This is a genomic window from Hydrogenophaga sp. (assembly GCF_036675665.1).
Classification (GTDB): Bacteria; Pseudomonadota; Gammaproteobacteria; order Burkholderiales; family Burkholderiaceae_C; genus Hydrogenophaga.
In genome coordinates, this window is the sequence record NZ_JAKFEO010000083.1 from 73,355 (window position 1) to 85,872 (window position 12,518).

Genomic DNA, 12,518 nt, shown 5'->3' on the forward strand with positions numbered 1-12,518 from the left:
GCAGGTGCGCAGCTTAGTTCAAGGCCATGCCCGGTGCAGCCGAGCGGTTGAGCCGAGGACCGATCCACAGGGCATCGACCGACCACTTGCCCACCCCGTACAAGGCCAGCGCGGCCAGCAGCACACCCCAGGTGATGTGCTGCTGCAGCGCGGCGGGCGCGATCTCGGCCAGGCTGAGGACGGCCGCCACGTTCACCACCGACAGGCCCAGTGCCGAGAAGCGGCCGGCCAGACCCAGCAGCAGGAGCACGGGCAGCACCAGTTCGCCTGCCGTGCCCGAGACGGCGGCGAGCTCGGGCGAGAGCAGCGGCACGTGGTATTCCTCGGTGAACAGCAGGAGGGTGGTGTCCCAGTCGCGGACCTTGGTCAGGCCCGAGAGGAAGAACACCTGGGCGAGGTAGATGCGCGCGGCGAGCGCGGCCAGCGGTTGCGCCATGTCCAGCGCGCGCGTGACGAGGGACCACAGCGCGAAGCCGCGCCGCAGCAGGGTGGGTGGGTTCATGGGGATTCCTGGTGAGGTCTGGACGAGGGAAGTGCGGAAGCTGCGCTGGCCACGCCGATCACCTGGCCGCTGCGCACGGCCTGGCTGAGCCAGTCGGAAAAATCGAAACCGGTGCCGGCACGCGCGAGGGCGTCGGGCAAGGGGGCTCCTGCGAGCAAGGCCCGCAGCACGCCGAGGGTTTGGGCCGGGCAGACCGCCGCACATGGCCGAAAGCCTTGGCGCCACACCACGGCGGTCTCGGCCACGCGGTGGCGCACGCGTTCGCCCACCTCGGCGAGGCTGGGCCGGCCTTCGGTGTGTGCGGTGACGAGGCCGACCACCGGCCAGGGGCTGGTGATGACCGCGGTGCCGGGCGCCAGCACCAGGGTGAGTGTCTGGGGGTCTTCGGTGGACAGGCGCGCGAAACTTTGAAGATCGGTGTGTGCATCGGGGGCCCCGGCCGCGTGGTGCAGCGCCCACTCCACGCGGGCCACGTCGGCCAGGTAGGGCACGTCGATCAGTTGTTCGCTGGTTGCCAGAAAGGCGGGCAGGGCGTCGCCCCAATGCGCCAGATCGCCGTGCACCGGTGGGTGGCTGTGCCAGAGGTCGCGCGCCAGGGCGTTGAAGCTCTCTGCGCCGATGAGCTGCGCGATCACCGGGTAGGCGCCGAGCAGGCTGCGCTGGGCCAGTTCGTGGCCGTTGGCCCGGTAGGCCATGAGGCCGCGCTCGGCCCGGGGTTCGAGCAGCGCCTGCAGTTGCTGCGTGGCACTGGTGGCTCGTGCGCTGGCGGGTCGGGCGAACAGTGCGTCGAGCAGGGCTTGCTGCTGCATGGCCAAGGTGTTCATGCGGGCACCGTTTCGCGTGGATGGCGGGCGTGTTCGCGTGCGGTGGCGGCTTCGTCCAGCAGCACCGACAGCTCGGGCACACCGGTGTCCCACTCGATCAGCGTGGGCACCGCACCAAAGCGCGCCAGCGCATGGCGGTACAGCGCCCACACCTCGGGCACCACGCGGCTGCCGTGGTCGTCGATCACGATGTCACCGCAGTCCACGTGGCCGGCCAGGTGCAGTTCGGACACCGCATGCGGATCGATGGTGTCGAGCCAGCGTCGGCAGGTGGTCAGCGGGTCGCTCGACGAGCCCTGCAGCCGGTCGTTGAGTGCGTTGACGAAGATGTTGTTCACGTCCACCAGCAGGCCGCAGCCGGTGCGTTGCGCCAGTGTGTTGAGGAATTCGGGTTCGTTGAGTTCGTCGGCCTGCCAGCGCAGGTAGGCCGAGAGGTTTTCCACTGCGATGGGACGGCGCAGACGGTCCTGCACGCGCTGCACGTTGGCGCACATCGCGTCCAGCGCCTCGCGGGTGAAGGGCGTGGGCAGCAGGTCGGAGGCATGCACGGTCTGCACGGGTTGATGCGACAGCGACCCGCGCGCAAAGCTGGCGTGGTCGCTCACGCGCACGGGCTCGATCTCGGCCACCAGGGCCGCGAGCTGGTTGAGGTGCGCATCGTCGATGCCGGCGGCCGAGCCCAGCGACAGACCGACGCCGTGCAGGCTGACGGGGTAGTGCTCGCGCCCCTGGCGCAGCACCGCACGCGCGGCGCCACCGGGGGCGAAGAAGTTTTCGGAATGAACCTCGATGAAGTCCAGCGCCGGCTGCTGCTGCAGCAGCTCGGCGTAGTGGGGGTGCCGCCAACCGATGCCCATGGACGCGACCTCGTGGGTCTGCAGTGGTGGGTCGGTGGCGGTCATGGCGCTGGCCTTGAAGGGAGCGCGGGGATCAGGACTTCTTCATGTCCATCTTGGCCTGCTCCATGCCGATGCCACCCATCTGCTTGCAGGTGCCGGCAGGCACGTATTTCCATTCGCCCTTGTCGTTGTCGACCTTGGCCTGACCCGCACACGAATGGGTGCCGGCGATGCTGGCGCAGTCGTTCTGTCCGGCCTTCGCGATGCCGAAGCATTTTTCCTTGGCGGTGTTCTGCGCGAAGGCGGGAGAGGAGAGCAGGGCCAGCGACATCAGCGAGGTGGCGGCGGCGGCGATCATGGTGCGTTGGTTCATGGGAAGCTCCTGAGATGGGTTGAAGGACAACCCGAGGTCGTGCGGTGCTTTCGCGTTTGCATCACCAGCGGGTTGGGGGTTGGTCTGGCGACCGGATGTTTTCTTACGCTTCCTTCCGTGCCCACCGAAAAAATATTCTTCAAAGCGGGTCGTGGATGCGCTCGCTGGGCATAGGCCGTTTCATTACACTCAGCCCCCATGCAGCAGCCCCCACCCCCATCGTTCGAGCAGCAGGTTGCGGATTTGCGTGTGTATCTCCTCAAGTTCGCACGGCTGCAGCTGCGCAACGATGCCTGGGCTGAAGACGCGGTGTCTGAAACCATGCTGGCCGCGATCTCGCGTCCGCAGGGTTTTGAGCAACGCTCTCAGCTCAAGACCTGGCTGGTGGGCATCCTCAAGCACAAGATCATCGACGCCCTGCGGCAGAACAGCCGCGAGGCGTGTTTGTCGAGCGGCAACGACGACGAGGGCGTCGATCCGCTGGAGCACATGGCCTTCAAGGCCGACGGACACTATGCCGAGAAGCCTGCCGAATGGGGCAATCCGGAGCAGGACCTGAACAGCCGGCAGTTCTTCGAGGTGCTGGAAGCCTGCACCGACAAGCTGCCGGCCGTGCAGGGGCGCTTGTTCCTGATGCGCGAATGGCTGGAGCTCTCCAGCGAGGAGATCTGTAAGGAACTGTCGTTGACCCCGACCAACCTCTATGTGCAGTTGCACCGGGCACGGCTGCGGTTGCGAGAATGTCTTGAACTCAACTGGTTTGCCCGCCCGACCACGCCATGAAGCCCGTCTACCCGCTGCGCCGCACCTGCAAGGAAGTCTCCGCGCTTTTGATTGCTCGCGAGGACCGCGCCCTGCCGCTGGTCGAGCGATGGGCCCTGCGTCTGCACATGGCGATGTGCGAGGCCTGCCCCCGCTTCGAGCGCCAGTTGCTGACCATGCGCAATGCCATGGGCCAGTGGCGCAACTACGCCGACAACGAGAACTGAGCGCTCAGCTCAGCAGGGCCTGCGCAAACTCACGCGCGTTGAAGGTTTCCAGGTCTTCCAGCTTTTCACCCACGCCGATGAAGTAGATCGGCACCGGCTTCTCGCGCGCGATCGCGCAGATCACGCCGCCCTTGGCGGTGCCGTCGAGCTTGGTGATGATGAGACCGGTCAAACCCAGGGTCTCGTCGAAGGCCTTCACCTGCATCAAGGCGTTCTGGCCGGTGTTGCCATCGATCACCAGCAACACTTCATGAGGTGAGGTCGGGTCGGCTTTCTGCACCACCCGCTTGATCTTGCGAAGTTCCTCCATCAGGTGCAGTTGCGTCGGCAGGCGTCCGGCGGTGTCCACCAGCACCACGTCGCGCCCGCGCGCGCGTCCGGCCGTCACCGCATCGAAGCTCACGGCGGCCGGGTCGCCCCCCTGCTGGGTGATGATTTCCACGGTGTTCCGGTCGGCCCACACTGCGAGCTGTTCGCGCGCGGCGGCGCGGAAGGTGTCGGCCGCCGCCAGCAGCACGCTGGCACCGCTCTGTGCCAGATGGCGTGTGAGCTTGCCGATGGAGGTGGTCTTGCCCGCGCCGTTGACGCCCGCGACCATGATCACGGTGGGCTTGTGTTCACCAATGACCAGCGGTTTTTGCAGGGGCGTGAGCAGTTCGGTGATGGCGTCGGCCAGCAGACCCTTGACGGCGGCGGGGTCGGTGGTCTTGCTGTCTTTCACACGTCGCTTGAGGTCGGCCAGCAGGTGGGCGGTGGCCTTCACGCCGGTGTCTGCCATCAGCAGCGCGGCTTCCAGCTCTTCGTACAGGGCATCGTCGATCTGCGTGCCGGTGAACACCGTGGTGATGCTCGAACCGGTCTTGCGCAAGCCGGTCTTGAGTTTGTCCATCCAGCCCTGGCGCACGGGTGCGGCGGCGGGTGGCGGCGCGGCCAGTTCGACGGGAGGGGCTGCCGCAGGCGTGACTGCGGAGGTGGTGGGGGCGGCCGGTGAGGGCGCAGTGGGGGCTTTTTTGCGAAAGAACGAGAACATTTGTCCATCTCTAGAATCCATTGCATTCTATGAAACGCACTCCGAACCTGCCTGACGGGCGCCGCGCCGCCTTGTCTCTCGCACTGACTTTCGCGGCTTTCGGGTCGTTTGCACAGTCCTCAACGCTCCCCTCCGGCACGCCGGTCGCACACAGCTTCACGCTGGCCAACGGCATGACCCTGATCGTGCGGCCCGACCGGCGCGCGCCCACCGTGGCCCACATGCTGTGGGTGCGTGTGGGCTCCATCGACGAGGTGGACGGCACCTCGGGCGTGGCCCACGTGCTCGAGCACATGATGTTCAAGGGCACGCCGGACCTCCAGCCGGGCGAGTTCTCGCGCCGCATTGCCGCATTGGGCGGGCGCGACAACGCCTTCACCAGCCGCGATGCCACGGCCTACCACCAGCAGGTACCGGCCCAGGCGCTGGAGGCCGTGATGAAGCTCGAAGCCGACCGTTTCGCCAACAACCGGTGGAGCGACGACGAGTTCAAGCGAGAGATCGAGGTGGTGAAGGAAGAACGCCGCCAGCGCACCGAAGAGTCACCGCGCGCGCGCATGTTCGAAGCCATGAACGCCATGGTCTACCAGGCCAGCCCCTACCGCCGGCCCATCATCGGCTGGATGAGCGACATCGAGTCGCTCACGCCCGATGACGCTCGCGCGTTTCACCAGCGCTGGTACACGCCCGCCAACGCCGCCGTGGTGATCGCGGGTGACGTGGACGTGGAGCAGACACGTGCGCTGGCCGAGAAACATTTCGGCCCCATTCCCGCCCGCGCCGTGCCGGGGCGCAAGCCGCGCGACGAGCCGCCACAGTTCGGTCCGCGTCGCATGGAGTACCGCGCCGTGGCCGATCAGGCCGTGGTGGCGTTGGCCTACAAGGTGCCGCGCTGGAGTGGTGCACAGAGCGAAGACGCGACCAGCCAGGATGCGCTGGCCTTGACGGTGCTTGCCGCTGTTCTGAATGGCTACAGCGGCGCCCGGCTCGATCGCGCGCTGGTGCAGGGCCAGGGCACCGGGGGCAAGCGCATTGCCGACAGCGCGGCGGCGTCTTACGGCCTCATGGGCCGCGGCCCGCAGATCTTTTCGCTCAGCGCGGTGCCGGCCCGAGGCGTGAGTGCCGACATGGCTGCCGCCGCGCTGAAGTCGGAGGTGCAGCGCGTTGCGCGCGAGGGCATCAGCGAAGCCGAGCTGCGCCGCGTCAAGACGCAGTGGACCGCGGGTGAGGTCTACAAACTCGACTCGGTCTTCAACCAGGCGCAGGAGCTCGGCAGCTACTGGGTCAACGGCATGGACCTGAACACCGGAGACCGCTTGATGAATCGACTGCGCGCGGTGACCGCCGCCCAGGTGCAGTCGGTGGCGCAGCGCTATTTTTCCGACGCGCAGCTCACCACCGCGGTGCTCGTGCCCGAGGGGGGGCGGAAATGAAGGTCTTTCTGAAACCATCCCTCCGTTTCGCCGCTGTGTTGTCGGTCTTGCTCGCAGGCGTGATCAACACCGCGCAGGCGGCCATTCCCATCGAACACTGGACCCATGCCAGCGGCGCGCGTGTCTACCTCGTGGCCAGCCCGTCCATTCCCATGCTGGACGTGCAGCTCGACTTCGATGGTGGCAGTCGGCGCGACCCGGCGGCCCAGGCCGGGCTGGCCGGTGCGACGGCGGGCTTGCTGTCCGACGGTGTGGCCGCGCAGCCGGGCCTGCCCGCGCTGGACGAGAACCAGCTCAGCGAGGCCTGGGTGGACCTGGGCGCGCAGTTTGGTGCCCAGGCCAGTGCGGACCGCTTCACCCTGTCGCTGCGAACCCTGACCGAGCCCGATCTGCTGCAGCGCGCCGTGGCCCTGGCCGCCCGCCAGATCGGTGCGCCCGCCTGGCCGCAAGCCGTGTGGCAGCGCGACCGTGAGCGCCTGGTGGCGTCTCTCAAGGAAGCCGAAAACCGTCCGGGCACGCGAGCGGGTCGCGCCTTTGCGCGCGCGGTCTACGGCACCCACCCGTATGGCTTTCAGCCCGATGCCGCCACCTTCAACGCGATCAGCGTGGCCGACATGCAGACCTTCTACCGCCGCCACGTGGTGGCCTGCCGCGCGCAGGTGACGCTGGTGGGTGCGATCGACCGCGCCCAGGCCGACGCCATCGTGGGCCAGTTCATGGCGCCGCTGAAAGCCCACGGTTGCGAGCCGCTGCCGGCAATGCCCCAGGTGCAGGCGCTGGAACGCGCGATCGACGAGCGTCTGCCCTTTGCCGCCGCGCAGGCACAGGTGGTGATCGGCCAGCCCGGCATCGCCCGCAACGACCCCGACTTCTTCCCTCTTTTCGTGGGCAACTACATACTGGGCGGTGGAGGTTTCGTCTCGCGTCTGACCACCGAAGTGCGCGAGAAGCGCGGGCTGAGCTACAGCGTGTTCAGCTACTTCGCGCCGGGCCGCCACGCGGGTGCCTTCCAGATTGGCCTCACCACGCGCCCCGACCAGGCCGCCCAGGCGGTGGAGGTCTCGCGCAACGTGGTGCGGGAATTTGTGGAGCAAGGCCCCACGGAGGCCGAACTCAGCGCTGCCAAGGCGTTTCTGGTGAACGGCTTTTCGCTGCGCATCGACAGCAACCGCAAGCTGCTGGACAACGTGGCCAACATCGGCTGGAACGGCCTGCCGCTGGACTACCTGGACACCTGGACCCAGCAGATCGAGCGCGTGAGCGTGGCCGACATCCGGCGCTCGTTTGCCCGGGTTTTGCAGCCCGATCGCATGGTCACGGTGGTCGTTGGTGCAAAACCTTAGGACTCCCCCGAAGCGCCTTCGGCGCCTTCCCCCAGGGGGCAACACCTGCGGCCTGGCAGAGCCAGTTCCGCGGTGTTCCTGGGCTGGCGTTGTTTCATGCGTCGCGTAAGCTCACTGCCATGAAAAAACACCCCGTCCCCGCGGCACGCGCTGCGGCCAATGCACCGCACGAAATCCGCATCATTGGTGGCCTCTGGAAACGCACGCTGCTGCCGGTGGCCGATCGCCCCGGCCTGCGTCCCACGCCTTCGCGCGTGCGCGAAACCCTGTTCAACTGGCTCGGGCAGGACCTCACCGGCCTGCGCTGCGTGGATGCCTTTGCCGGCACCGGTGCGCTGGGGCTGGAAGCCGCTTCACGCGGCGCCACCGAGGTGGTGCTGGTGGAGCAGGACAGTGCCTTGCTCGCCAACCTCAACCGCATCACCACCAAACTCAAGGCGACCAGCGTGCGCGTGGAGCGCGGTGACGGTGTGGCTGCCCTGCGCCAGCGTGCCGGGCAGGGCCTGGATGTGGTGTTTCTCGACCCACCGTTTGCCGACGGGCAGAACGAAGCGCTGGTGCTCTCGGCCCTGGCCGCCGCGCGTCAGGCCATCGGTGCTGAAGGACTCGTCTACCTGGAAGCGCCGCGCCCCTGGCTCGACGACGAACTCGCGCAACTCGGCCTGCAGGTGCACCGCCAGGGCAAGGCGGGCGCGGTGGCCTTTCACCTGTTGCGGCCATTGCCCGCGCAGTGAGCAGGCGCTGACCGCACCGCGCGCATAATTCCAGGGATGAGTTCCGACCTTTCCCCGCCTTCGAAACAGCCCCGAGTGGCTGTGTACAGCGGCACCTTCGACCCGCTCACCTTGGGGCACGAAGACGTGGCGCGCCGCGCTGCGCGCTTGTTCGACGAGGTGATCATCGCGGTGGCCATCGCCCACCACAAGAAGACCCGCTTCGCCTTGCAGCAGCGGCTCGACATGGCGGCGGAAGCGGCGTCTCGCATGCCCGGCCTCGTGCGTGTGCTGCCGTTCGATGGCCTGATCATGGATTTCTGCCGTCAGCAAGGCGCCTGTGCCGTGGTGCGCGGCATCCGCAACCTGACCGACTTCGACTACGAAGCCCAAATGGCGGCGATGAACCGCAAGCTCAACCCGGCGGTGGAGACGGTGTTCCTGTTGCCGCAGGCCGAACTGCAGTGCATTTCCAGCACGCTGGTGCGCGAGATTGCTCAGCTGGGCGGTGACGTGTCGCAGATGGTGAGCCCCAACGTAGGCTCGAACCTCAAGCCCGCTCCCTTGCAGGCTTGAGTCGGGAGAAATTGCCGTGGCCCTGCTGATCACCGACGAATGCATCAACTGCGATGTGTGCGAGCCCGAGTGCCCGAACCAGGCCATTTACATGGGCGAGGAGATCTACGAGATCGACCCCGCGCGCTGCACCGAGTGCGTGGGCCATTTTGACGAGCCGCAGTGCGTGCAGGTCTGCCCGGTGAGCTGCATCCCGATCCACCCGGACCACATCGAGTCGCGCGAAACACTCTGGCAGAAATACCAGCGTCTGCAAAAGGCCGGTCAGCCTTTGTCGGCTGCCGGTGACGCGCCTTCACCTGGCGCACCGCCTTCGGCCGCTACCTGATCGAGCTTCGCCGGCCGCGGTGGTTTGGGCCGCGGCGGCTTGCTGGTGTGGATGAGCCCTGTGGCCTTGTCCATCTCCCCGGCGATCAAATGCGGCAGGGCCTTGAGGCTGCGGTCCAGTGCCTGGGCAATCGCAATGCGGTCATCGGGTGAAGGCTTCTTCAGAACCCAGTTCGCGACCTCGTTCTTGTTGCCCGGGTGGCCAATGCCCACACGCAGGCGCCAGTAGTCGGGGCTGCCCAATTGCGCGTGGATGTCGCGCAGCCCGTTGTGGCCAGCGTGCCCGCCACCTTTCTTGAGCTTCACCTCACCCGGCGGCAGATCCAGTTCGTCGTGTACCACCAGCACCTCTTCGGGCGCGATCTTGAAGAAGCGTGCCACCGACGCCACCGACTTGCCCGAGAGGTTCATGAACGTCTGCGGCTCCACCAGCCAGACGTTCTGGCCCGCGACAACGGCGCGCGCCACCAGGCCGAAATGGCCGCGCTCCATCTGCAGCGAAGTCTTGAGCAGGCGCGCGGCTTCGTCCACCCACCAGAAACCGGCGTTGTGGCGCGTGTGTTCGTAGTCCGGGCCCGGATTGCCCAGGCCGGCAATGAGTTTGATCATGGGATCGGATTATCGGCAGATATGAAAGGCTGAAAGCAAAACGGCCCGCCAAGGCGGGCCGTTTCAAGGCAGTGATCGTCCGAGGACAGATTACTTCTTCTTGCCTTTGGCAGCGCCTTTTTTGTCGTCGACAGCCGCGACCACCGGAGCGGCCACAACTTCTTCAACCGGCTCCACCACGGTGGCGATGGTCAGGTTCTTGCGGCCGTGCATCACGAGCTTGATGCCCTTGGGCAGCTTGATGTCGCCAGTGTGAACCGTGCCGCCCTTGACGACTTCGCCCAGGTCGACCGTGATGTTCTCGGGCAGCTGGGTGGCCAGGCACTCGATTTCGATGTCGGTCATCACGTGGTTGATCACGCACTTGTCGGTCTTGACCGCAGGCGAGTTCTCTTCGTTGATGAAGTGCAGCGGCACCTTCTTGTGCAGACGGGTCTTGTCGTTCACACGCTGGAAGTCCACGTGCAGCACGAGTGGCTTGTACGGGTGGTACTGCACATCGCGCAGCAGGACCTTCTGCACCGAGCCAGCCACGTCCATCTCGAGGATCGACGAGTGGAAGGCTTCCTTCTTCAGGGCGTGCCAGAGGGCGTTGTGATCGAGTTCGATCGTGGCGGCGGGTGTTTCACCACCAAAGACGATACCGGGCGTGCGGCCGGTGTTGCGGAGACGGCGGCTCGCACCCGTACCCTGCTTGGCGCGCTCAAAAGCGACGAATTGCATAAATTACTCCTGAGGAGGGGTTCCGCGACCAGAACGCCTCTGTTTCAAAAGAGCGACCCCCACCATGGAGGCCACCCGCTTTTGCTGCCTTCAGGTCCTCTTAGAAGAGGTTGTCCTGATCGGCAAACAAACTCATCACCGACTCTCCCGAGGCAATGCGCGCGATGGTTTCGGCCATCAGCGGCGCCACGGAGAGCTGGCGGATCTTGGCGCAGGCCTGGGCGGCCTGCGACAGGGGAATCGTGTTGGTCACCACCACCTCGTCGAGGGCGCTGCCCTTGGCGATGCGCTCGATGGCGGGGCCCGAGAAGATCGGGTGCGTGCAGTACGCGTAGACGTGTTTGGCGCCGCGCTCCTTGAGCACCTCGGCAGCTTTGACCAGCGTGCCGGCGGTGTCGATCATGTCGTCCATGATCACGCAGTTGCGGCCATCGATGTCACCGATCACGTGCATGACTTCCGACACATTGGCCTTGGGTCGGCGTTTGTCGATGATGGCCATGTCGCAGTTGAGCTGCTTGGCCAGCGCACGTGCGCGCACCACACCACCCACGTCGGGCGAGACCACCAGCAGGTCGGGGTAGTTTTTCTGGCGCAGGTCGCCCAGCAGCACCGGCGAGGCGTAGATGTTGTCCACCGGGATGTCGAAGAAGCCCTGGATCTGGTCGGCGTGAAGATCCATGGTCAGCACGCGGTTCACGCCCACGGCGGTCAGCATGTTGGCCACCACCTTGGCCGAAATCGGCACGCGGCCCGAACGCGGGCGGCGGTCCTGGCGGGCATAACCGAAGTAGGGGATGACGGCGGAAATGCTCACGGCCGATGCGCGCTTGAGCGCGTCGACCATGATGATGAGTTCCATCAGGTTCTCGTTGGTCGGTGAGCAGGTGGACTGGATCACGAACACGTGGCGCGCGCGCACGTTCTGCGTGATCTCCACGGTCACTTCACCGTCGGAGAAGCGCCCCACGTTGGCCGCACCGAGCTGGGTACCCAGATGCTGTGCGATCTCGGCGGCCAACACCGGATTGGCGTTGCCGGTGAAGATCATGAAATCGGGCGGCTGAACTTGCATGGGGTTCCCAGCTGTTTGAGCGACGGCCCAAATGGATCGCCGTCAAAAAATGGCCGTTCGTGGAACGGCCGGTTGGGTACGTGATGTGATGAAAACCGGGTGGCAGGGGAGGAAGGACTCGAACCCTCGCATGCTGGAATCAAAATCCAGTGCCTTTACCAACTTGGCGACTCCCCTACGCAGGAGGTCTGTTCAACGTGAAGCCGGACAGACCACCGAAAAAACTGTCGCAGGTTGCGCAACCACTGCCTGGGCTGAACGCTTGCCGATTCTAATCGGAGCACCAGTCGAGCAATGGATGGACATCCATGTTGCTGCATTCACGAACCGTCCAGTCGCCCGGGGCGGTGGTCAGTTGCATGGCCTGCGGCATTTGCGCAAACACCGCCGTACCCGATCCGGTCATGCGCCCCTGCAAACCTTGGTCTTGCAACCACTGAATGCAGCGTCCCACATCGGGACACAGCGCCTGCGCCACGGGTTGAAGATCGTTGTGCCCGAAAGCCAGGATTTCCTGGATATCGATCACCCCAATTGCTTGGGCATCTTCTTGCGAGTCGTTTGCAGCAAAGCCTTGGATTGTAGCAGTTTTTGTGTCGCGTTTGAGCTCCGGTGCACTGAAGATGCGCTGTGTCGATGCACCGCCCTGCGGTTTGACCACCACAAACTGTGTGTTGGGCAGTTGCACGGGCGTGAGCTGCTCGCCCACGCCTTCGACCCACGCGTGCCGTCCACCGATGAAGAAAGGCACGTCGGCGCCCAGTTTCAAACCAATGGTTGCGAGTTGCCGACGATTCAGTCCCAGGCCCCAGAGGCGGTTGAGCGCGAGCAACGTGGTGGCTGCGTCCGACGATCCACCGCCCATGCCGGCTTCGGCGGGCAGATGTTTCTCCAAGCCGATGTGTACGCCGTGAGTGCAACCGGTCGCGGCTTGCAGAGCCCGCGCTGCGCGCACCGAGAGGTCGTCGGCCGGCAGCCGCATCAGCGTGAGGTCTTCCCGGCTGATGGTCCCGTCTGGGCGCAGCTCAAAATGCAGGCAGTCACTCCAGTTGATGAGCATGAAGACGGATTGCAGCAGGTGGTAGCCATCGTCGCGCCGTCCGGTGATGTGCAGAAACAGGTTGAGCTTGGCGGGTGCCGGGACGTCCAGCAAACGCCGCAA

General features: G+C 65.7%; 16 protein-coding genes and 1 tRNA gene. 7 read left to right on the forward strand and 10 right to left on the reverse strand.

Features of this window, described 5'->3' with window-relative positions; translation table 11 throughout:
* Positions 1 to 13: 13 nt before the first annotated feature.
* Genes V6M63_RS20065 through V6M63_RS20080 form a run of 4 tightly spaced genes read right to left on the reverse strand, consistent with a single transcriptional unit; the run spans position 14 to position 2,538 of the window.
* A complete protein-coding gene (locus tag V6M63_RS20065) occupies positions 14 to 502 on the reverse strand; it encodes a DoxX family protein (protein WP_332744763.1) in 489 nt (162 codons plus the stop codon).
* Positions 499 to 1,326: a DNA-binding domain-containing protein gene (locus tag V6M63_RS20070; RefSeq protein WP_332744764.1), complete on the reverse strand. Its 828-nt coding sequence runs from the start codon at positions 1,324 to 1,326 to the stop codon at positions 499 to 501. Before V6M63_RS20070 ends, V6M63_RS20065 begins: the two co-directional genes overlap by 4 nt.
* Positions 1,323 to 2,228, reverse strand: a complete 906-nt coding sequence (bufB, locus tag V6M63_RS20075) for an MNIO family bufferin maturase (protein ID WP_332744766.1) — start codon at positions 2,226 to 2,228, stop codon at positions 1,323 to 1,325. Before bufB ends, V6M63_RS20070 begins: the two co-directional genes overlap by 4 nt.
* 28 nt (positions 2,229 to 2,256) lie before the next feature.
* Positions 2,257 to 2,538, reverse strand: coding sequence for a BufA1 family periplasmic bufferin-type metallophore (locus tag V6M63_RS20080; protein WP_332744768.1), 282 nt, complete (start codon positions 2,536 to 2,538; stop codon positions 2,257 to 2,259).
* 198 nt (positions 2,539 to 2,736) lie between these two features.
* On the opposite strand from V6M63_RS20080, the gene V6M63_RS20085 reads away from it, so the two are divergent.
* Together V6M63_RS20085 and V6M63_RS20090 are read left to right on the forward strand one after the other, a co-directional pair.
* The gene (locus tag V6M63_RS20085) at positions 2,737 to 3,321 is read left to right on the forward strand and encodes a sigma-70 family RNA polymerase sigma factor (RefSeq protein ID WP_332744770.1); all 585 of its coding nucleotides are present in this window, start codon (positions 2,737 to 2,739) and stop codon (positions 3,319 to 3,321) included.
* Complete coding sequence (locus V6M63_RS20090; protein ID WP_332744771.1) at positions 3,318 to 3,527, forward strand: zf-HC2 domain-containing protein; 210 nt, start codon at positions 3,318 to 3,320, stop codon at positions 3,525 to 3,527. Before V6M63_RS20085 ends, V6M63_RS20090 begins: the two co-directional genes overlap by 4 nt.
* Positions 3,528 to 3,531: 4 nt before the next feature.
* Here the strand turns inward: V6M63_RS20090 and ftsY are convergent, their stop codons facing one another.
* A complete protein-coding gene (gene ftsY / locus V6M63_RS20095) occupies positions 3,532 to 4,557 on the reverse strand; it encodes a signal recognition particle-docking protein FtsY (RefSeq protein WP_332744772.1) in 1,026 nt (341 codons plus the stop codon).
* Between the two features lie 29 nt (positions 4,558 to 4,586).
* Here ftsY and V6M63_RS20100 point away from each other — a divergent pair, with 29 nt between their 5' ends.
* From V6M63_RS20100 to V6M63_RS20120, 5 genes are all read left to right on the forward strand, one after another.
* A complete protein-coding gene (locus V6M63_RS20100) occupies positions 4,587 to 5,990 on the forward strand; it encodes a M16 family metallopeptidase (RefSeq protein WP_442909622.1) in 1,404 nt (467 codons plus the stop codon).
* Positions 5,987 to 7,333: a M16 family metallopeptidase gene (locus V6M63_RS20105; protein WP_332744774.1), complete on the forward strand. Its 1,347-nt coding sequence runs from the start codon at positions 5,987 to 5,989 to the stop codon at positions 7,331 to 7,333. Before V6M63_RS20100 ends, V6M63_RS20105 begins: the two co-directional genes overlap by 4 nt.
* A gap of 119 nt (positions 7,334 to 7,452) precedes the next feature.
* Entirely contained in the window at positions 7,453 to 8,067 is a 615-nt protein-coding gene (rsmD, locus tag V6M63_RS20110; protein ID WP_332744776.1) for a 16S rRNA (guanine(966)-N(2))-methyltransferase RsmD, read from the forward strand.
* Positions 8,068 to 8,103: 36 nt separating this feature from the next.
* On the forward strand, positions 8,104 to 8,622 hold the full coding sequence (coaD, locus tag V6M63_RS20115) for a pantetheine-phosphate adenylyltransferase (RefSeq protein ID WP_332744778.1): 519 nt from the start codon (positions 8,104 to 8,106) through the stop codon (positions 8,620 to 8,622).
* Positions 8,623 to 8,638: 16 nt separating this feature from the next.
* Positions 8,639 to 8,950: a YfhL family 4Fe-4S dicluster ferredoxin gene (locus tag V6M63_RS20120; protein ID WP_332744780.1), complete on the forward strand. Its 312-nt coding sequence runs from the start codon at positions 8,639 to 8,641 to the stop codon at positions 8,948 to 8,950.
* On the opposite strand, the gene pth is transcribed toward V6M63_RS20120, so the two are convergent.
* The 5 genes from pth to ispE form a co-directional block, all read right to left on the reverse strand.
* Positions 8,887 to 9,558, reverse strand: coding sequence for an aminoacyl-tRNA hydrolase (pth, locus tag V6M63_RS20125; RefSeq protein WP_332744781.1), 672 nt, complete (start codon positions 9,556 to 9,558; stop codon positions 8,887 to 8,889). The genes V6M63_RS20120 and pth overlap by 64 nt on opposite strands.
* Positions 9,559 to 9,648: 90 nt before the next feature.
* Entirely contained in the window at positions 9,649 to 10,281 is a 633-nt protein-coding gene (locus V6M63_RS20130) for a 50S ribosomal protein L25/general stress protein Ctc (protein WP_332744784.1), read from the reverse strand.
* Positions 10,282 to 10,381: 100 nt separating this feature from the next.
* A complete protein-coding gene (locus V6M63_RS20135) occupies positions 10,382 to 11,356 on the reverse strand; it encodes a ribose-phosphate pyrophosphokinase (RefSeq protein WP_056269363.1) in 975 nt (324 codons plus the stop codon).
* Positions 11,357 to 11,456: 100 nt separating this feature from the next.
* Positions 11,457 to 11,533, reverse strand: a tRNA-Gln gene (locus tag V6M63_RS20140).
* A gap of 94 nt (positions 11,534 to 11,627) precedes the next feature.
* Positions 11,628 to 12,518 carry a 4-(cytidine 5'-diphospho)-2-C-methyl-D-erythritol kinase gene (ispE, locus tag V6M63_RS20145; RefSeq protein ID WP_332744819.1) on the reverse strand — a complete coding sequence of 297 codons (891 nt, stop codon included), beginning with the start codon at positions 12,516 to 12,518 and terminating at the stop codon, positions 11,628 to 11,630.